Here is an 18,587-nt window from a genome sequence, read left to right as displayed (position 1 = left end):
GCCCCAAATCCAGGCACCGTAATACCCCCGAAAAAAACGCAGTGGCTTTATTGGGGCCGCTTCGCCGCCCAACGCGGGGCAAGCCCGCTCGCCACAAACACCTTGAGCTGTTAGCGTTGCCGCCACCTGACGCTTTGCGGAACACGATACTGATGCACTTTGGACGATGGTTACACACCGGCACGCTGTGGGTCGGCCTGAGCTTTTTACTGGGAGGTTGCGCGAGTGTTTCGCCGACCTCCACCCCAGCGACCCTGGACCACCTGCTGGCCGACCCGGCTCTCAACGGCGCCACCGTCTCAGTGATGGTGCGCGACGCCCGCAGTGGCACCACCCTCTATCAGCACAACCCGCGCACGCGGTTGATCCCGGCCTCCAACCTCAAGCTGCTGACCACTGCTGCGGCGATGGATGTGCTCGGCCCGCAGTACCGCTTTTCCACCCAGCTCTTGAGCAACGGCACCCGCCAAGGCGAGCGCCTCAGCGGCAACCTGTACCTGCGTGGCCTGGGCGACCCGACCACGCAGTTCGCCGACTACCAGGCCCTGGCCGCCCAACTGGCGAGCCAGGGCGTGCGCCAGGTGCAGGGCGATTTGGTGTTCGACGACACCTGGTTCGACGCCGAGCGCCTCGGCGTGGACTGGTCCCAGGATGACGAAAGCACCTACTACGGCGCACAGATTTCGGCGCTGACGGTGTCGCCCAACAGCGATTTTGATGCGGGCACTTTGCTCGTTACCGCCCGCGCGCCGGTAGCAGTCGGGCAACCGGTGAGTGTCGCGGTGAGCCCGGCCACCGATTATGTGCAACTCAGCAATCGTGCGGTAAGCGGAGCGGGCAACAGCTACGCGATCACTCGCCAGCACGGCACCAACCTGCTGCAACTCAGCGGCGCGTTGGCGCCGGGCAAGCAAAGCCGGCAGTGGGTGAGTGTGTGGGAGCCGACGCAACTGGTGGCCAATCTGTTCGAACAGGCGCTGGCGCAGCAGGGCATCCAGGTGCTGGGGCGGCGTGTGATCGGTGCGAGCAGCCCTGCGACGGCCACTGTGCTGGCGGAGCATCAATCGGCACCGCTGCAGGAGCTGATCACGCCGTTGCTCAAACTCTCGAACAACAACATGTCCGAAGCCTTGCTCAAGGCCATGGGCCGCAAGACCGCCAATGCCGGCACGGCAGCGGCGGGCGTGGCGGCGGTGGCGGGCTTTCTGCAGCGCCAGGGGCTGGACCCGGCGACGCTGAGCCAGGTGGACGGCTCGGGCTTGTCGCGACGCAACCTGGTGTCGTCGCAGACCTTCACCGACCTGCTGCTGGCCACGTCCCGACAGCCGTGGTTCGAGGCCTGGTACAACGCCTTGCCGATTGCCGGGAATGCCGACCGCATGACCGGTGGCAGCCTGCGTTATCGCCTGCGTGGCAGCGCTGCCGAAAACAACCTGCACGCCAAGACCGGCTCGATGGCCGGCGTGTCATCGCTGAGTGGCTACATCACCGACGCCAATGGGCGGCGCCTGGTGTTCTCGATGATCAGCAATAACTACGTGAGTGACGCCGCGCCTATTCGCGCTGTGGAAAACCGCGTGGCGCTGGCCTTGAGCCAATGGCACGAGTGAGTTGACTCAGGGCTGATAGCCCATGCGCCAACTCACGGCCCGAGTGGCGGCCAGCAAGTGCTGGGCCGCCGGGCCATTTTCATCGGCGTGAAACAGTGAGGTGGGGCCGACCACGGTCATCACCGCCGCCACTTGCCCGACCGCGTTGAACACCGGCGCCGACAACGCATCCACCCCCGGCATCAGCAGGCCGTGCACAAAGTGCAGGCCGCGCTGGCGGATCTGCTCGCAGGTGCGCGCATAGGCCTGATCGTCCGCCAGGGCATGGGCGATGCCGGCCTGGACCTCACGCTCACGCAACTCCACGGTTTCCCGCGAAGGCAGGAAGGCGCTGAATACCAGCCCGGTGGACGAACTGAGCAACGGCAACACCGACCCCAACTGCGTCACCACAGTGATGGCGCGCACCGCCGGCTCGATGTGCACGACGGTCGCGCCTTGATTGCCCCACACCGCCAAAAAGCAGGTTTCATTCAATTCATCGCGCAGTTCCGCCAGCGGCATTGCGCCGACTTTCAACACATCCATGCTGCCCAGCGCGGCCAGGCCGACACGCAGCGCCTCGCGGCCGAGACCGTAGTGGTTGGTGGCGGTGTTCTGTTCGGCAAACCCCGAGGCGATCAGCGCCTGCAGGTAACGGTGCACCTTGCTCGCCGGCATTTGCACATGATCGGCCAGGCGTGACAGCGAGGTGGCCGGCGACAATTCGGCCAGGGCCTTGAGGATATCGGTGCCCACTTCGGCCGAGCGGACTTTCTGTTTACCGGTGTCGCGGGGCTTTTCCATGGAGGGGCGAGAATCCGAGAGATGAATGGGCGTCTTTATAGCTTGACGGTCGACAGTGATCAAATTACGTTATGCGTAACTGGATTACGATAAAAACAACTTCCGTCAGAGGATGATCCATGAACCTCGAATACCTCTCGGGCTTCGGCAATGAATTCGCTAGCGAAGCCCTGCCCGGTGCATTGCCGGTCGGCCAGAACTCCCCGCAAAAAGCGCCCTACGGGCTGTACACCGAACTCTTCTCCGGCACTGCCTTCACCATGGCGCGCAGCGAAGCCCGCCGCACCTGGCTGTATCGCATCCAGCCGTCGGCCAATCACCCGGCGTTCGCCAAGCTGGAGCGGCAATTGGCCGGAGGACCACTGGGCGCGGTAACGCCCAATCGCCTGCGCTGGAACCCGTTGGATTTTCCGAGTGAGCCGACGGACTTTATCGACGGGCTGGTCGGCATGGTCGCCAACGCCGTCTCGGAAAAGCCTTCAGGTATCAGCATCTACCACTACCGCGCCAACCGCTCGATGGACCGCGTGTTCTTCAACGCCGATGGCGAGTTGTTGCTCGTACCCGAGCAGGGGCGCCTGCGCATCGCCACCGAACTCGGTGTGCTGGACGTCGAGCCGCTGGAAATCGTGGTGCTGCCGCGCGGCCTTAAATTCCGCGTCGAACTGCTGGATGCGCAAGCGCGCGGCTACGTCGCCGAAAACCACGGCGCACCGCTGCGCCTGCCGGACCTGGGGCCCATCGGCAGCAACGGCCTGGCCAACCCACGCGACTTCCTCAGCCCCGTCGCCCACTACGAAGACCTGAAGCAGCCGACCACGCTGGTGCAGAAATTCCTCGGTGAACTGTGGGCCTGCGAGCTCGACCACTCGCCGCTGAACGTGGTGGCCTGGCACGGCAACAACGTGCCGTACAAGTACGACCTGCGCCGCTTCAACACCATCGGCACGGTGAGTTTCGATCACCCCGACCCGTCGATCTTCACAGTATTGACCTCGCCCACCAGCACCCACGGGCTGGCCAACCTCGACTTCGTGATCTTCCCGCCGCGCTGGATGGTGGCCGAGAACACCTTCCGTCCGCCGTGGTTCCACCGCAACCTGATGAACGAATACATGGGCCTGATCCAGGGCGCCTACGATGCCAAGGCCGAAGGCTTCCTGCCCGGCGGCGCCTCGCTGCACAGCTGCATGAGTGCCCACGGCCCGGACGGTGAGACCTGCACCAAGGCCATCAATGTGGACCTGGCGCCGCACAAGATCGACAACACCATGGCCTTCATGTTCGAGACCAGCCAGGTACTGCGGCCCACGCAATTCGCGCTGCAATGCCCGCAGCTGCAACCTTCCTACGACGCGTGCTGGGCCTCGTTGCCTGCCACCTTCAACCCGAATCGGAGATAACCCATGACGCAACCAACCCTCACCCGCAGCTGGGTAGCCTCCGCCAACGGTCATCGCGATTTTCCCCTGCAGAACCTGCCGCTGGGCGTGTTCAGTATCAACGGCTCGGCACCGCGCAGTGGTGTGGCGATCGGCGACGCGATCCTCGACCTGCACGCGGCCGTGGACGAGTTCGACGGTGAAGCCCGGCGTGCAGTCGAAGCCACCGCCGGCGGCCAGTTGAACGCCTTTTTCGAACTCGGCCGAGGCCCGCGCGTGGCGTTGCGCGAACGGCTGCTGGAACTGCTCGCGGAGGGCAGCAAACTGCAAACCCGTGAAGCGCAGGTGTTGCATCGCGCCGCTGATTGCCAGATGCACCTGCCAGCCAAGATCCACGACTACACCGACTTCTACGTCGGCATCGAGCACGCGCAGAATGTCGGCAAACTATTCCGCCCGGATAACCCGCTGCTGCCGAACTACAAGTACGTGCCGATTGGTTATCACGGACGCGCCTCGACCATTCGCACCTCGGGCGCCGAAGTCCGTCGTCCCAAAGGCCAGACCCTGCCGGCCGGGCAGACCGAACCCAGCTTCGGCCCCTGCGCACGCCTGGACTATGAGTTGGAACTGGGCATCTGGATCGGCCAGGGCAATGCCATGGGCGACTCGATTGCAATTGGCGATGCGGCCGAGCATATCGCCGGTTTCTGCCTGCTCAATGATTGGTCGGCGCGGGATATCCAGGCCTGGGAATACCAGCCGTTGGGGCCGTTCCTGTCGAAAAGCTTTATCACCACGATCTCGCCCTGGGTGGTGACCGCCGAAGCGCTGGCGCCGTTCCGCAAGGCGCAACCGGCGCGTCCCGAAGGCGACCCGCAACCGCTGCCGTACCTGCTGGATCAGCGCGACCAGGCGGGCGGGGCCCTCGATATCGAACTGGAAGTGCTGCTCACCACCGCGTCGATGCGCGAGCAGAACCTGCCGGCCCACCGCCTGGCCCTGAGCAACAGCCTGCATATGTACTGGACCGTTGCGCAGTTGGTTGCGCACCACAGCGTCAATGGCTGTCAGTTGCAGGCCGGTGACCTGTTTGGTTCGGGCACCTTGTCGGGGCCGCAGGCCGGGCAGTTCGGCAGCCTGTTGGAGATGACCGAAGGTGGCAAAAAACCGATCGAATTGCCCTCCGGCGAGGTGCGCAAATTCCTCGAAGACGGCGACGAAATCATCCTGCGTGCGCGTTGCAGTCGCGAAGGCCATGCCTCGATTGGCTTCGGCGAATGCCGCGGCACCGTGGTCGCCGCGCGCTAGGAGGCAGGGCGATGGAACTCTATACCTACTACCGCTCCACCGCGTCGTACCGGGTGCGCATCGCCCTGGCGCTCAAGGGCCTGGATTTCACTGCGCTGCCAGTGAATCTACTGGTGCCGGCGGGCGGCACCAATCGCCAGCCGGAGTACCTGGCCATCAACCCGCAGGGCCGCGTGCCGGCCTTGCGCACAGATGACGGCGAGTTGTTGATCCAGTCTCAGGCGATCATCGAATACCTGGACGAACGTTATCCACAGGTGCCGCTGTTGTCCGAAGACCTGGCCACCCGTGCGCACGAGCGCGCGGTCGCCTCGATCATTGCCTGTGACATTCACCCGCTGCACAACTCCAGCACCCAGAACCTGCTGCGCCAGTGGGGACATGACGAGGCGCAGTTGCTGGAATGGATCGGGCACTGGATCAGCCAGGGCCTGGGTGCGGTGGAGCAGTTGATTGGCGACGAGGGTTATTGCTTTGGCGCGCAGCCGGGGCTGGCGGATGCGTTTCTACTGCCGCAGGTGTATGCGGCGGAGCGCTTCAAGGTGGCGTTGACGGCGTATCCGCGTATCGGGCGGGTAGTGGCGTTGGCGGCTGGGCATCCGGCATTCCTTCAGGCTCATCCCGCAAATCAGCCGGATACCCCTGCCACCCCGTGAATCTGAAGGCTTGCACTGGTCAATTGTGGGAGCGGGCTTGCTCGCGAATGCGCTGTATCAGTCACAGAGTCGACGACTGACACTCTGCTTTCGCGAGCAAGCCGGCTCCCACATGGGGTCTCCAGCGTGTCCAGAATATAAAAACAATACAGGTACCTTGCGATGCACAATCAGATTGCCAGCTTTCGCGCGGCACTCGACGCCCGTCCGGTGTCGCGCTATCAGTGGTTGATCCTCCTGTTGCTGGCGCTGCTGCTGGTGACCGATGGCTACGACGCCCAGGTGCTGGGCTATGTAGTGCCTGCGCTGGCCAAGGATTGGGGTCTGGAAAAAGCCGCCTTCGGCCCGGTGTTCAGCGCCAACCTGTTGGGCCTGACCCTCGGCTCGCTGCTGGTGACGCCCCTGGCGGATCGGTTTGGTGTGCGGCGCATCCTGCTCGGCTGCGTCCTGATCTACGCCAGCCTCACAGTGCTGATGGTGTTCGCCAACTCGTTGACGACGCTGATGGCCGCGCGGTTTATCTGCGGCATTGGCATGGGCGGGGCGATGCCCAGCGCCATGGCCTTGATGTCGGAATATTCGCCGCCGCGCCTGCGCACCCTGATGGTGACCCTGGCGGCGTGCGGTTTCTCGTTCGGCGGCGCCGCGGGCGGGTTTGTGGCGGCGGGATTTATCGAGGGGTATGGCTGGCAGGCGGTATTCCTGGCGGGCGGTGTCACGCCATTGCTGCTGTTTCCTTTCCTGGTGTGGCTGCTGCCGGAATCACTGCCGCGCCTGCTGCGTGATGCGCCGCCGTATGCGCGGCTGCAGAAGGTCACCGAGCGCATGCTGCCCGGCTGGCAGGCCCCGCCGGCAAGCGCGGCGGAAAACGCTCAAGAGCAAGGCAGCAAACTGACGGTGGTGGAGTTGTTTCGCAATGGCTACGCGCGTCCGACCGTACTGATCTGGGCGACCTTTTTCGTCAGCCTGATCCTGCTGTACTTCATGATCAGTTGGTTGCCGTCGCTGCTGCTGGAAAGCGGCCTGGCCCTCAAGCAAGCCAACCTGGTGACCTCGATGTTCCTGTTTGCCGGCACCTTGGGTGCGATTGGCATGGCGTGGTTTGCCGACCGGTTGAAGAGCAAGGTCCGGCTGTTGTCCGGCGTGCTCGCGGCAGCAGCCGTGTGCACTGTGCTGCTGGGCTTGAACCACGACAATCCGCGCTACCTGGTGGCCTGCGTGTTCGCGGCCGGGTTCTGCATCATCGGTGGGCAACTGACCCTGAATGCCTTCGCCAGCAACTTCTACCCGGCGCACGTACGCGCCACGGGTACCGGCTGGGCATTGGGCGTGGGGCGGTTTGGCTCGATCCTCGGGCCGCTGTTTGGCAGCATGCTGCTGGCGATGCAGATTCCGGTGCAGCAGATTTTCTTCTTCTGCGCGATTCCGGCGGTGATTGCCGCATTGCTGATTATCCAGGTGCGCTCGCCGGGTGTAGGGTCGGCGGAACGCCCGGTGCCGGGCGATATTCTCAAGACCCCTTGAGGCCAGGCGCGAGTCACTGTGGCGAGCGGGCTTGCCCCGCGTTGGGCGGCGAAGCCGCCCTGAAACCTGACGCTGCGGTATATCTGACCCTCCGCATGGGTTTTTGATGGGGCTGCTACGCAGCCCAACGCGGGGCAAGCCCGCTCGCCACGTTAGTCATCTGCCCAAATCACCTTGAATCAGGCGCCAGTCACTTTGGTGAGCATGCCTGTTATGGTGAGCATGCTTATTGTGCCAAGCGGGTTTGTTGTGGTGAGCGGGCTTGCCCCGCGTTGGGCGGCGAAGCCGCCCTAAAACCTGACGCTGGGGTATATCTGACACTCCGCATGGGTTTTTGATGGGGCTGCTGCGCAGCCCAACGCGGGGCAAGCCCGCTCACCACAAAGAGCCCCATTGCCACGACAAGCCCGCTCACCACAGTCATTGATACAGCCACAGTCCCTGCCAGAGCCCCACCCCCACCCAGAACTCACCACCAACGGATCCGGCAGCGTCAATGCACCACTGTATTCGGCGGTAAGTGTCCCAGGCGCTCCGTCAGGCGCAGGCGCTGGATCGGATCTTCACTGAGCAGCAGTGCGTGTTCCAGGTCAAAGCGCTCGGCGTTCGGGCAGTCCAGGCGCTGATACAGGCTGGCACGGGCGAGGTAGTCGGCGGCACTCGCATTGCCCAGTTCCAGCACGCGCTCGGCGTCGATCAGGGCGGACAACGGGTTGTCATTGGAAAGGTGCAGCTGGCGCAAGTTGCGCGACAGGCGCTGCAGGATCGAGCGCGGTCCGGCGGTGTGCAGATGGTCGGCCTGCAACTTGAGGTTGGGGCCGTATTGGCGTTGCAACAGTTCGCGGCAATCATTGGGGTACAGGCGCCGACCGCCGCAAGGGTCCAGCAGGTGATCGGCGCCGGGCACCCGCAGCAGGAAGTGGCCCGGAAAGTTGACGCCGACCATGGGGATGTCCAGGCGTCGCGCCAGCTCCATCGCAATCAACCCCATGGCCAGCGGCTGTCCGCGCTTGCGCTGCAGGACCTTGTCCAGCAGGGCGGCGGCGGGGCGCAGGGGGGTGAAGTCATCCTGGGCGAATCCGAGGTCATTCATTCGCCGCAGCAGAGGTTGACCCAGTTCATCGGCCGGCAACATTGGCATGCCCAGGCTCACCTGTTGTTGCAGCAACCCCAGCTCCTGCAGGATCACCAACGGCTGCACCGCCGGGTCATGCTCGGCAGCAATCCACAGCGCGGCTTCAAACAGCGCAGGGGGTGAACATTCCAGGCAGGCGAAAAAGGCTTTGCGGGGGTTCATTGCATTCTCCGGCGGATGCCCTCCCGTTTTAGCCTTGCTGGGAATTTTCGTCCAGTGGCTTAGAAAATATCCTCCGTGCTTATGTCGCAAGCCCCGTAAAACCGGGCGGCTTATTCCAGCGTACTTCGGCAGTTTTCTGCCGCAAGCCTATACTTGGCGACTACAAAGAGTGATTCGGGAGCTCGACGATGTTTGCTCTCATGCACAGCACCCGCCTTGAATCGCTGCACCTGAGCATCGACCCGGTGACGGGGTTGAAGGCGGTCATCGCCATTCACAACAGCCGCCTGGGCCCTGCCTTGGGCGGCTGCCGCTACCTTGCCTACCCCGACGACGAAAGCGCCGTGGCCGATGCCGCGCGCCTGGCCCAGGGCATGAGCTACAAGGCTGCCCTGGCCGGGCTGGCGGTGGGCGGCGGGACGGCGGTAATCATCCGCCCCGTGCACGTGGAAAGCCGCGCCGCCTTGTTTGAAGCCTTTGGCCGTTGCATCGAAAAACTCGACGGCCGCTTCATCACCTCGATCGACAGTGGCACATCAGTGGCCGATATGGATTGCATCGCCCAACACACGCGCTTCGTCACCAGCACCACGGCGGCAGGCGACCCGGCTCCGCATGCCGCCATGGGTGTATTCACCGGCATCCGCACCACCGCCATGGCCCGCCTGGGCAGCGACAACCTCGAAGGCCTGCGCGTAGCGGTGCAGGGCCTGGGCAATGTGGGTTATGCCCTGGCCGAACAGCTGCACGCCGCCGGCGCCGAACTGCTGGTCAGCGACATCGACCATGGCAAGGTGCAACTGGCCATGGAGCAATTGGGTGCGCACCCCATCGCCAATGACGCCTTGCTCAGCACGCCCTGCGACATCCTTGCGCCGTGCGGTGTGGGTGCGGTGTTCAATCGGCACAGTGTTGGCCAACTGCGCTGCGCCGCCGTGGCCGGTTCCGCCAGTGCGCAACTCACCAACCTGCAAGTGGCCGACCAATTGGAAGGGCGCGGCATCCTCTACGCTCCGGACTACGTGATCAACTCCGGTGGCTTGATCTACGTCGCTCTCAAGCACGGCGGCGCCGAGTTGCCGACCATCACCGCGCACCTGTCCAACATCGGCACGCGCCTTACCGAAATCTTCGCCCACGCCCAGGCCGAAAAACGCTCGCCTGCACGGGTCGCGGATGAGCTGGCCGAGCGCCTGCTGTACAAGTAGGCCGGGTATTTAAAAGGCCCTGAATCCATGATTCAGGGCCTGTTCAATTCGGGCTTTATTCCGCCGGCGCGTTGAGCAATTCGGACAGCGCGTCCGGTTGGCTCTTGAACGCCTTGGCAAATACATCGCGGTTCTTCGCCATGTAGATCCCGGCTTCTTCAACCTGCTGTTCGCTCAGCGACGGCACGGCTTTTTGCAACACTTCTGCCAGCAACTCAGCGAGTTCAAGCATCTTGTCATGACGGTCAGCTTCGGCTTTATCCATGAACAAACGCTCCAGATCTCGGCTGCTGCGGTATACCACTTCGACGGCCATTCACCACCTCACATGCCTTCACGATAGTTGTCTTTTGCGACTACTGTATTTATATACAGCGAAAAGGGTAAGCCAAACCACGGGGTTTGGGTAGCAGTTTTTTAATCTAGCCCGTAAATACAGGTTGAGCGTGCCTCATGTCACCCCGCCATCATCTTATACCTGCCTCTGGCCTTTTTTCTGCATGCAGAACAACCGTCACGTCCAACCCGCATTATCCGGTCGAGTCGACCTAAGGAAGCATCATCGTGAAAATCAACTGGGCCGAAAAGCTGCGCCAGAACGTCCATGGTCTGGCTGAGTCCCTGGGCAATCTGTTTGTCGAGTCGTTCCACTACCTGGCGCTGTTCGCCATTGGTGCAGTGACCGCCTGGGCAGCGGTGATGGAGTTTCTGGGGATGCTGGAAACCGGGCACATCAAGATCGATGACATCTTGCTGTTGTTCATCTACCTGGAATTGGGGGCGATGGTCGGGATCTACTTCAAGACCAACCACATGCCGGTGCGCTTCCTGATCTACGTGGCGATCACCGCGCTGACGCGCCTGCTGATCTCCAACGTGTCGCACCACAACCCGCCCGATATCGGCATCATCTACCTGTGCGGTGGGATTCTGCTGTTGGCGTTCGCGATTCTGGTGGTGCGCTATGCCTCGTCGGCCTTCCCGTCGGTGAAGGTCGAAGGCCCGCGTCGCAAAGGCGAGACGAGCCTGGAAACCGAGAAGGGCGAGCTTTAAAGCCCGACGCTGAAGGGCAGGGCGCGGGTCGGTGGCCGTTGCAACAGTTTGTGGCTGTCGCCGTCGGTCATCACCGCCAGGATTTCCATGGCGCTGTGGCCCTGCTCGATGGCAATTCCGAATTGGATGCTTTGCACCAGGCGTTTGAGGCGTTGCGGGTCGTTGCGCTGTTCGGCGCTGATCATGCGCTTGGCGACGACGCCGGTGTCATCCGAGAGGGTGAGCATGATGCTGCCATCCAGCCGCTGGATGCTCAGGTTGACTCGGTATTGGGGGGTGAAAGTGTCGGTGATGATCTGAAAAGGATTGTCCATGGTGCGTTACCGCCTGATAAGAACATGCAGTCATTGACGACCGGTGTCTGGATTAGTTCGCATTGCCTGACCACCGGCCACTCCGTCGCTGAGGGTGTACAAATTCCGTTTGCCTCATGAGCTGTACAGCAAGGGGCGTGCCGAACAGCGACTTCCCAGCCTGTGGGGCCTGAATGTGAGAGCGGGCTTGCCCGCTCCCACATTTATCTTGGGTTGATCTTCAGGTCTGTGGGCTATTTCAGGGCAGTAACGAGAAAACGATCGCAGACAGCGCAATCAACCCGATCACCACCACAAACACGTTCGACAGTTGGCCCGAGTACTGGCGCAGGGATGGCACGCGGCGGATCGCGTACATCGGCATCAGGAACAGCAGGCACGCGATGATCGGCCCGCCCAGCGTCTCGATCATGCCGAGGATGCTCGGGTTGAACGTCGCCACGGCCCAGCAGGTCAGCACCATGAACAGCGCGGTGCAGCGCTCCAGGCCTTTGGACGACATCGAACGGTTGCGCCCGCGCAGGGATTTGACGATCAACCCCTGGAAGCCTTCGCTGGCGCCGATGTAGTGCCCCAGGAAGGATTTGGTAATCGCTACCAGCGCGATCAATGGCGCGGCGTAGGCAATGACCGGCGTCTGGAAGTGGTTGGCTAGGTACGACAGGATCGAGATGTTCTGGGCCTTGGCCGCCGCCAGGTCAGCCGGCGACAGCGCCAGCACGCAACTGAAGCAGAAGAACATCACGGTCAGCACCATCATGCCGTGGGCGGTGTCCAGGATGCCGCTGCTCTTGCGCTCGGCCTGCGCGCCGTACACGCGTTTCTGGTCGACGGCAAAGGCGGAGATGATCGGCGAATGGTTGAACGAAAACACCATCACCGGGATTGCCAGCCACAGGGTCTTGAAGAACATCGGCAGCGGCATGCCGTCGCCGGCGGAGGCGAAGAATGCACCGTTCCAGTTGGGGATCAGGCTCACCGCCAGCAACAGCAGGGCGGCGACGAACGGGTAGACCAGCACACTCATGGCCTTGACGATCACACCCTGGCCGCAGCGCACGATGGCCATCAGGCCGAGGATCAGCACCAGCGACAGGATCGCCCGGGGCGGCGGCGCCATGTGCAGTTGATGTTCCATGAAGCTGCCGAGGGTGTTGGTCAGCGCCACGCTGTACACCAGCAGGATCGGGAAGATCGCGAAGAAATACAGCAGGGTGATCAGCTTGCCCGCACCCACGCCGAAATGCTCTTCGACGACTTCGGTGATGTCACCGGATTTGCCCGACAGCACAAAGCGCGTCAGCCCACGGTGGGCGAAGAAGGTCATCGGGAAGGCCAGCAGTGCCAGCACGATCAGCGGCCAGAACCCGCCGACGCCGGCATTGATCGGCAGGAACAGGGTGCCCGCGCCGATGGCGGTGCCGTAGAGGCCAAGCATCCAGGTGGTGTCGTGTTTGTTCCAGCCTTTTGCAACGGGGGTCGTCAGGTCTACAGCGGGATTTTCGGCAGCAGGTGTACGTACATCGGTCATCGTTATTGCCTCGTTATTATTTTTGCGCGGGCTCACGTTGGGGCGGTCAGGGAATGCGCCTCAGCACTCCACCCAGTTCACGGCCAGGCCGCCCCGTGAAGTTTCTTTGTATTTGTCATGCATATCGGCGCCGGTATCGCGCATGGTGCGGATCACCCGGTCGAGGGAAATGAAGTGTTTGCCGTCACCGCGCAGGGCCATCTGCGTGGCATTGATCGCCTTGACTGCCGCGATGGCGTTGCGCTCGATGCACGGCACCTGTACCAGGCCACCGACCGGGTCGCAGGTCAGGCCGAGGTTGTGCTCCAGGCCAATTTCGGCGGCGTTTTCCAGTTGCTCGGGCGTGGCGCCCAGCACATCGGCCAAGCCGGCGGCGGCCATGGCACAGGCCGAGCCGACCTCGCCCTGGCAGCCGACTTCGGCGCCGGAGATCGAGGCGTTTTTCTTGCAGAGGATGCCGACGGCGGCCGCGGCCAGGAAGAAATTGACTACGTCGTCGTCAGACGCGTCGGGGTTGAACTTCATGTAGTAATGCAGCACCGCCGGGATGATGCCGGCCGCGCCATTGGTCGGCGCGGTAACCATGCGCCCGCCGGCGGCGTTTTCTTCGTTGACGGCGAGGGCGAACAGGTTGACCCATTCCATCGCCGACAAGGTCGAAGTGATCACATTCGGTTTACCGATTTCCAGCAGGCTGCGGTGCAGTTTCGCAGCGCGGCGCGGCACGTCCAGGCCGCCGGGCAAGATGTCTTCATCGCGCAGACCCTGCTCGACGCATTCGCGCATCACCGACCAGATATGCAGCAGACCGCTGCGGATCTCCTCGTCACTGCGCCACGCGCGCTCGTTGGCCATCATCAGTTCCGAAACCCGCAGCCCGTGCTGGTTGCACAGGGCCAGCAGTTCGACAGCGCTGGAAAAGTCGTAGGGCAACTCCACGTCACTGGTCGGCGCAATGCCCGAAGCCGCTTCAGCGGCTTCGATGATGAAACCGCCGCCCACCGAGTAATAGGTTTGCTCGCTCAGCAGGCCATTGTCGCCGTAGGCATGCAGGGACATGGCGTTGGGGTGGTAGGGCAGGCTTTCGTCGAGCAGCAACAGGTCGCCGTGCCAGTTGAAGTCGATGTCCTGCTGGCCGGCGAGCAGCAGCCGGCCGCTCTCGCGCAGTTGCTGGATACGGGCGTTGATGGAGGTGGGGTCGATCTGGTCTGGCCATTCGCCCATCAGCCCCATCACGCAGGCGCGGTCGGTGGCGTGGCCCACGCCGGTCGCCGACAGCGAGCCGTACAAGCGCACTTCGACGCGACGGGTTTCGCTGAGTAGCTGTTGGTCGATGAGGGCTTGGGCAAACGTCGCCGCAGCGCGCATCGGGCCGACGGTATGGGAACTGGACGGGCCGATGCCCACCTTGAATAGATCGAAAACACTGATAGCCATGCTAAAGCCTTACAAGCAATGGAGTAGGAATCGCTGCCATGTTTTGTAGGACGAGCGCAATTGGCGCGATACTGAGCCTCTGGAACGGCACTGACCAACGAATTATCCTAAGACACCCTTTAGCAGGACTAAACCCTATGACCCGGCCCCTTCATGGCCAGACGTATGTCTGGTTGCACGTTTTTTCCTGCGCGGCGCGGCATTTGTCGTTCACCCGTTGCGCCGAGGAACTGCACATCACGCCGGGGGCGGTGAGCCAGCAGATTCGCCAGCTGGAAGAGCGCCTGGGTTTCCGCCTGTTCCATCGGCGCGCGCGGGGCGTGGAGTTGAGCGCAGAGGGGCAGCGGCTGGCGACCACAGTGGGGGAGGCCTACGGCAGCATTGATGCCGAGTTGCAGCGCCTGGATGCGGGGATGATCAGCGGCACCTTGCGCCTGCGTTCGATCCCGTCGTTTCTGGGCAAATGGCTGACGCCGCGCTTGCCCCGCCTGCAGCAGCGGTTCCCGGATATTCAGCTGCGCATGGTTGCCGAAGACAGCAGCATTGCACTGCACGAGGGCGACTTCGACCTGGCGATCGACCTGAACGACGGCAGCTACCCCGGCCTGTTATCCACAGCCTTGCTGGATGAACAGATTTTCCCGGTGTGCGCCCCCAGCCTGTTGCGCGGCCGTCCGCCGTTGCATGGGCCGGCTGACCTGGTGCATTTCCCGTTGCTGCATGACATTACCGCGTGGCGTGGGAGTTATGAGTACGCCGAGTGGGAGTTTTACCTGAATGCCATCGGCTATCACCACGCCGACGTACGGCGCGGGCACACCTTCAACCGCAATCACCTGACCATCGAGGCCGCCATCGCCGGCATGGGCGTGGCCATCGCGCGGCGCACCTTGCTCAACGATGAGTTGGAGCGCGGCACCTTGATCGTGCCGTTCGGCCTGGCCGTGCCCAACCATAAACGCTACGTGCTGCTGTATGCGCCGGGCGCGCTGAGCCATCCGGGCGTGCGGGCAGTGCATGACTGGCTGGTGGAGGAAGCAGGGATTTTTCGCAGCTTGCACCCGTTGGGAGAGGGGCAATTGTGAGGATTGTCGGGCGTAAGAAGATGTAACTAACTCCCCACCCTACCAGCGTTTTTGCTCGTAGTCAGAGTTAATTTGTAATGTGTGATTTATCTTTGCAAAGGGGTTGAATTGTTCTGCTGACTGCTCAATTGTGTAATCAAGAGGTCATGGTTTCACCACACCGGTGTTGCAGTTGTGACCTCTCGCGAGCTAGCTGAAATAAGGGAAGAACTATGCAAATCCAAGTCAATAGCGATAACCATATTGAAAGCAGCATCCGACTGGAGGAGTGGGTACGTAATACCATTGAAAGCACGCTCGAACGTTATGAAGAAGACCTGACCCGTGTCGAGGTCTACCTGCGGGATGAGAACGGCGACAAGCCCGGTCCCCACGATCTGAGTTGCCGCCTGGAAGCGCGGCCAAAAGGCCATCAACCGCTGTCGGTGCTGCACAAGGCCGATACCTTGGAGCAGGCGATCGACGGCGCTGCGACCAAGCTGGACCATGCGTTGGAACATTTATTCGGCAAACTGCAAGGCAAGCCCCGCGCTGCCGGGAAAAGTCTGTCGGACACCAAAGTGAATGAAGATGAGCTTGAACAGGAGTTTCTGGAAAAAGAACGTGCCGTGTTTAACAGCTGATCGCTGAAGGTTTTTACCCTCCGACTGAAACGGGCCTGCACATGCAGGCCCGTTTTCGTTTAGCGGCCGCGTCGGAAGAAATACCCGCTCAGCAGTGCCAGGACGCCAGCCCCCAAGCCGGCAAAAAGCATCGCCCATCCCGCCCCTTGGCGCAGCCCCGCCTGTGCCTGGGAGATTGCCAGCCCAGGCACTTCCAGTTTGCCTGCCGCAATCTCCTGGCTGAGGGCCGGCCACTGTGAGGCCGTGGTGGCGGGCAATACTTCGGCCAGGTAATGGCTGATCCCCAACAACAGCACCAGCCCCATCAACGCGATGTTGAGTGCCAGGGTAATCAGGCGTGCACTCAGGTCGATGCCCGATGCCATGCCCGCGCGATCAGCCGAGACCGCGCCAGTGGTGGTGTTGGTGGTCGGTGAGTTGGTCAGCGCCAGGCCCACGCCGGCGATCACACAACTGGCCAGCATCCAGGAGAGGCTCGGATGCCCGGTTCCATTCGCGGTGGCCATGGCCAGGAAGCCAGCACCCATCAGGCCCAACCCCAGCGGGATAATGCGCTCGGCACCGTAGCGCAGCGCCAGGCGTTCGGCGAGCGGCGGCACCAGCAAGGTGGGCAAGGTGTAGGCGAGCAGGGCGCCGCCGGTGGTCAAGGTGTCGTAGCCGAGGCCGGCCTGGAAGTAGAGCGGCAGGTAGATCATGAACGGCCAGAAGCTGAAGTTCATGCCGATGGAGCCCATCAGCGCGCCGTTGAAACGCTGGATTCGAAACACCGAAAAATCGAACATCGGCTGCGCACTGCGGCGCTCGACCACGATGAACAGCAGTAACCCACCGATCGCCAACCCGGCCCAGCCGAGCATGGGCGCCGTGCCGAAGCCTTGCTCGGTGCCCTGGGTAATGAAGTACACCAGCGCAAAGACCGACAGCGTCAACGTGAGCATGCCGGCGATGTCCAGGCGATGGGCCGCCGGATCGCGGGATTCCTGCACGCTGATGTGCAGCAGCGCCAGGGTGAACACCGTCAGCGGCACATGCACGAGGAAGACCCAGCGCCAATCCGCGATCGCCAGGATCAACGCGCCCACCATCGGCCCGAAACCCAGGCCGATGCCGGCAATCACGCCCCATATCGCAAACGCCCGCGCCCGTGCCGCCGGCTCGCGGAACAGGTGCGAAAGAATCGCGAACTGGCAGATCATCATCGCCCCGGCGCCCACGCCTTGTACGAAACGTGCCGCGATCAGTGTCGGCGCATGATCGGCCAATCCACAGGCCAGCGATGCCAGGCCGAACACCCATAGACACAGCACCAGCATGCGCCGCCGCCCGAAGCGGTCGGCCAGCGTGCCCGCCGCCATCAGCACACTGGTGCAGGCCAGGGTGTAGGCATTCATGATCCATTGAGCATCCTGAAAGCCGGTGCCCAGCTCTCGTTCAAGCGTCGGGAGGATGACGGGCACACTGGAAATCTCCAGGCCGAACATGAGGGCGACGAGGCACACGGCGGTGAGGGCCAGGCCGTTCCTGGCGGTAAGCGCGGGCGTGGCGGCAGATAACGTAGCGGCGGGTGGCATGGGATTCTCCTGTCGATGGCAATCGGGTCATTTTCAGGGGAATCTGTTTCTTTATTCGTGATAAGTTTTCTTCTTATCAGGGAATCAAGAGCGACAATCGAATCATGGCCACTCCGCGTTTTGATGGCGTCGAGCTGTTTCTACAGATCGTCGAAAGCGGCAACCTGACCGAAGCCGCCGAGCGGCTTAACCTCACGCGCTCTGCGGTCGGCAAAGGGCTGGCGCGATTGGAGGCGCGCCTGGGCACGTGTTTGCTGCAGCGTTCCACGCGCCGCCAGCGGTTGACCGAGGACGGCCAGGCCTATTACGAGCATTGCCTGCGCGCGCTGGCGGAGCTGGAGGCCGCCGAGTCGGTGCTGGAGAGCGGTCGGCAGCAGCCACGCGGACGCCTGCGCGCGAGCCTGCCGCTGGCGTTCGGGCACCATTATGCCGCGCCTGCGCTGTGGCGGTTGATGGACCAGTTTGCTGAGCTGGAGATCGAGATTTCGTTCTCGGATCGGCTGATCGATGTGGCGCAGGAGGGTTTTGACCTGGCGGTGCGTATTGGCCCGCTGCCCGACACTGATCGCTTGAGTGCTCGTCGCCTGGGCGAACAGGCCATCGGCCTGGCGGCGTCATCTGCGTATTTGCAGCGCAGCGGCCGGATCGGGTGCATCGAGGATTTGGCGGGGCATCGCGGTATTGCCTACCGCTGCAGTGCTCCACGCCTGGAATGGGAGTTGAAGGATGCGCAAGGGCGCGCGCACCGTGCGCGGGTGGCCTCGCCGTTGATGATGGACGACCTCCAGGCCGTGGCCGATGCCGCGATCGCGGGGGTGGGCCTGGCCTGGCTGCCGAGTTGGTTGATTGCCCACTATGTTTTGCGTGGGCAACTGGAGGCGGTTTTGCCGAGCTATCGCGACCAGCCTGCGCCGATCCATGTGATTTGGCCGACGGCGGCGCATATGCCGGCCAAGACGCGTTGTGCCATTGATGCCTTGGTTGCTGCGACGCCTAGTTGTTTGGCGGGGAGTTAGGTGTCAGGGCTTTTTGGGGTTGCTTCGCAACCCAACGCGGGGCAAGCCCGCTCGCCACAGGAGGCACGCTCGCCACAGGAGGCACGCTCGCCACAGGAAGCGTGCTTGCCACATTAAGCCTGCTCTCCACATTAAGCCTGCTCTCCACAGTAAGCCTGCTTGCCACGGGAAGCCCGCGTGGGC

At 62.8% G+C, this 18,587-nt stretch carries 17 protein-coding genes; 10 read left to right on the top strand and 7 right to left on the bottom strand.

Annotated elements, in window-relative coordinates:
- The first annotated feature begins 152 nt into the window (after positions 1 to 152).
- Positions 153 to 1,610 (top strand): D-alanyl-D-alanine carboxypeptidase/D-alanyl-D-alanine endopeptidase, encoded by a 1,458-nt coding sequence (gene dacB / locus BBG20_RS21785; RefSeq protein WP_065906983.1) that lies wholly within the window; start codon positions 153 to 155, stop codon positions 1,608 to 1,610.
- A 6-nt stretch (positions 1,611 to 1,616) separates the two neighbouring features.
- On the opposite strand, the gene BBG20_RS21780 is transcribed toward dacB, so the two are convergent.
- Entirely contained in the window at positions 1,617 to 2,396 is a 780-nt protein-coding gene (locus tag BBG20_RS21780) for an IclR family transcriptional regulator (RefSeq protein ID WP_065906981.1), read from the bottom strand.
- Between the two features lie 119 nt (positions 2,397 to 2,515).
- Here BBG20_RS21780 and hmgA point away from each other — a divergent pair, with 119 nt between their 5' ends.
- The 4 genes from hmgA to BBG20_RS21760 all read left to right on the top strand — a co-directional run bounded on the left by hmgA (position 2,516) and on the right by BBG20_RS21760 (position 7,269).
- Positions 2,516 to 3,799, top strand: a complete 1,284-nt coding sequence (hmgA, locus tag BBG20_RS21775) for a homogentisate 1,2-dioxygenase (protein WP_065906979.1) — start codon at positions 2,516 to 2,518, stop codon at positions 3,797 to 3,799.
- A gap of 3 nt (positions 3,800 to 3,802) precedes the next feature.
- On the top strand, positions 3,803 to 5,089 hold the full coding sequence (gene fahA, locus BBG20_RS21770) for a fumarylacetoacetase (RefSeq protein WP_065906977.1): 1,287 nt from the start codon (positions 3,803 to 3,805) through the stop codon (positions 5,087 to 5,089).
- 11 nt (positions 5,090 to 5,100) lie between these two features.
- Positions 5,101 to 5,745, top strand: a complete 645-nt coding sequence (gene maiA, locus BBG20_RS21765) for a maleylacetoacetate isomerase (RefSeq protein WP_065906975.1) — start codon at positions 5,101 to 5,103, stop codon at positions 5,743 to 5,745.
- Positions 5,746 to 5,907: 162 nt separating this feature from the next.
- Positions 5,908 to 7,269 (top strand): MFS transporter, encoded by a 1,362-nt coding sequence (locus BBG20_RS21760; RefSeq protein WP_065906970.1) that lies wholly within the window; start codon positions 5,908 to 5,910, stop codon positions 7,267 to 7,269.
- A gap of 493 nt (positions 7,270 to 7,762) precedes the next feature.
- Here the strand turns inward: BBG20_RS21760 and BBG20_RS21755 are convergent, their stop codons facing one another.
- The gene (locus tag BBG20_RS21755; RefSeq protein ID WP_065906968.1) at positions 7,763 to 8,566 is read right to left on the bottom strand and encodes a SirB1 family protein; all 804 of its coding nucleotides are present in this window, start codon (positions 8,564 to 8,566) and stop codon (positions 7,763 to 7,765) included.
- 188 nt (positions 8,567 to 8,754) lie between these two features.
- On the opposite strand from BBG20_RS21755, the gene BBG20_RS21750 reads away from it, so the two are divergent.
- Positions 8,755 to 9,774, top strand: a complete 1,020-nt coding sequence (locus tag BBG20_RS21750) for a Glu/Leu/Phe/Val dehydrogenase family protein (RefSeq protein WP_065906967.1) — start codon at positions 8,755 to 8,757, stop codon at positions 9,772 to 9,774.
- A 55-nt stretch (positions 9,775 to 9,829) separates the two neighbouring features.
- Here the strand turns inward: BBG20_RS21750 and BBG20_RS21745 are convergent, their stop codons facing one another.
- Positions 9,830 to 10,090, bottom strand: a complete 261-nt coding sequence (locus BBG20_RS21745; protein WP_012722374.1) for a YebG family protein — start codon at positions 10,088 to 10,090, stop codon at positions 9,830 to 9,832.
- Positions 10,091 to 10,338: 248 nt separating this feature from the next.
- On the opposite strand from BBG20_RS21745, the gene BBG20_RS21740 reads away from it, so the two are divergent.
- Entirely contained in the window at positions 10,339 to 10,827 is a 489-nt protein-coding gene (locus BBG20_RS21740; RefSeq protein ID WP_065906966.1) for a phosphate-starvation-inducible protein PsiE, read from the top strand.
- Here BBG20_RS21740 and BBG20_RS21735 read toward each other — a convergent pair.
- The 3 genes from BBG20_RS21735 to BBG20_RS21725 all read right to left on the bottom strand — a co-directional run bounded on the left by BBG20_RS21735 (position 10,824) and on the right by BBG20_RS21725 (position 14,109).
- On the bottom strand, positions 10,824 to 11,141 hold the full coding sequence (locus tag BBG20_RS21735) for a DUF3509 domain-containing protein (RefSeq protein ID WP_065906965.1): 318 nt from the start codon (positions 11,139 to 11,141) through the stop codon (positions 10,824 to 10,826). The genes BBG20_RS21740 and BBG20_RS21735 overlap by 4 nt on opposite strands.
- 238 nt (positions 11,142 to 11,379) lie before the next feature.
- The gene (locus BBG20_RS21730) at positions 11,380 to 12,672 is read right to left on the bottom strand and encodes a serine/threonine transporter (RefSeq protein WP_065906963.1); all 1,293 of its coding nucleotides are present in this window, start codon (positions 12,670 to 12,672) and stop codon (positions 11,380 to 11,382) included.
- 60 nt (positions 12,673 to 12,732) lie between these two features.
- Positions 12,733 to 14,109: an L-serine ammonia-lyase gene (locus BBG20_RS21725; protein WP_065906961.1), complete on the bottom strand. Its 1,377-nt coding sequence runs from the start codon at positions 14,107 to 14,109 to the stop codon at positions 12,733 to 12,735.
- Between the two features lie 137 nt (positions 14,110 to 14,246).
- Between BBG20_RS21725 and BBG20_RS21720 the strand changes: the two genes are divergently transcribed.
- Both BBG20_RS21720 and BBG20_RS21715 read left to right on the top strand, forming a co-directional pair.
- Positions 14,247 to 15,194, top strand: coding sequence for a LysR substrate-binding domain-containing protein (locus BBG20_RS21720; protein WP_065906960.1), 948 nt, complete (start codon positions 14,247 to 14,249; stop codon positions 15,192 to 15,194).
- Positions 15,195 to 15,406: 212 nt separating this feature from the next.
- Positions 15,407 to 15,817 carry an HPF/RaiA family ribosome-associated protein gene (locus tag BBG20_RS21715; protein ID WP_065906958.1) on the top strand — a complete coding sequence of 137 codons (411 nt, stop codon included), beginning with the start codon at positions 15,407 to 15,409 and terminating at the stop codon, positions 15,815 to 15,817.
- Between the two features lie 59 nt (positions 15,818 to 15,876).
- Here BBG20_RS21715 and BBG20_RS21710 read toward each other — a convergent pair whose 3' ends face one another.
- A complete protein-coding gene (locus BBG20_RS21710) occupies positions 15,877 to 17,388 on the bottom strand; it encodes an MFS transporter (protein ID WP_065906957.1) in 1,512 nt (503 codons plus the stop codon).
- A 104-nt stretch (positions 17,389 to 17,492) separates the two neighbouring features.
- Between BBG20_RS21710 and BBG20_RS21705 the strand changes: the two genes are divergently transcribed.
- The gene (locus BBG20_RS21705; protein WP_065906955.1) at positions 17,493 to 18,404 is read left to right on the top strand and encodes a LysR family transcriptional regulator; all 912 of its coding nucleotides are present in this window, start codon (positions 17,493 to 17,495) and stop codon (positions 18,402 to 18,404) included.
- Positions 18,405 to 18,587: the final 183 nt, after the last annotated feature.

The sequence above is a fragment of the Pseudomonas aylmerensis genome, from assembly GCF_001702265.1.
Classification (GTDB): Bacteria; Pseudomonadota; Gammaproteobacteria; order Pseudomonadales; family Pseudomonadaceae; genus Aquipseudomonas; species Aquipseudomonas aylmerensis.
The sequence above is the reverse complement of the archived record's forward strand: the minus strand, read 5'-3'. Positions and strand labels throughout refer to the sequence as shown.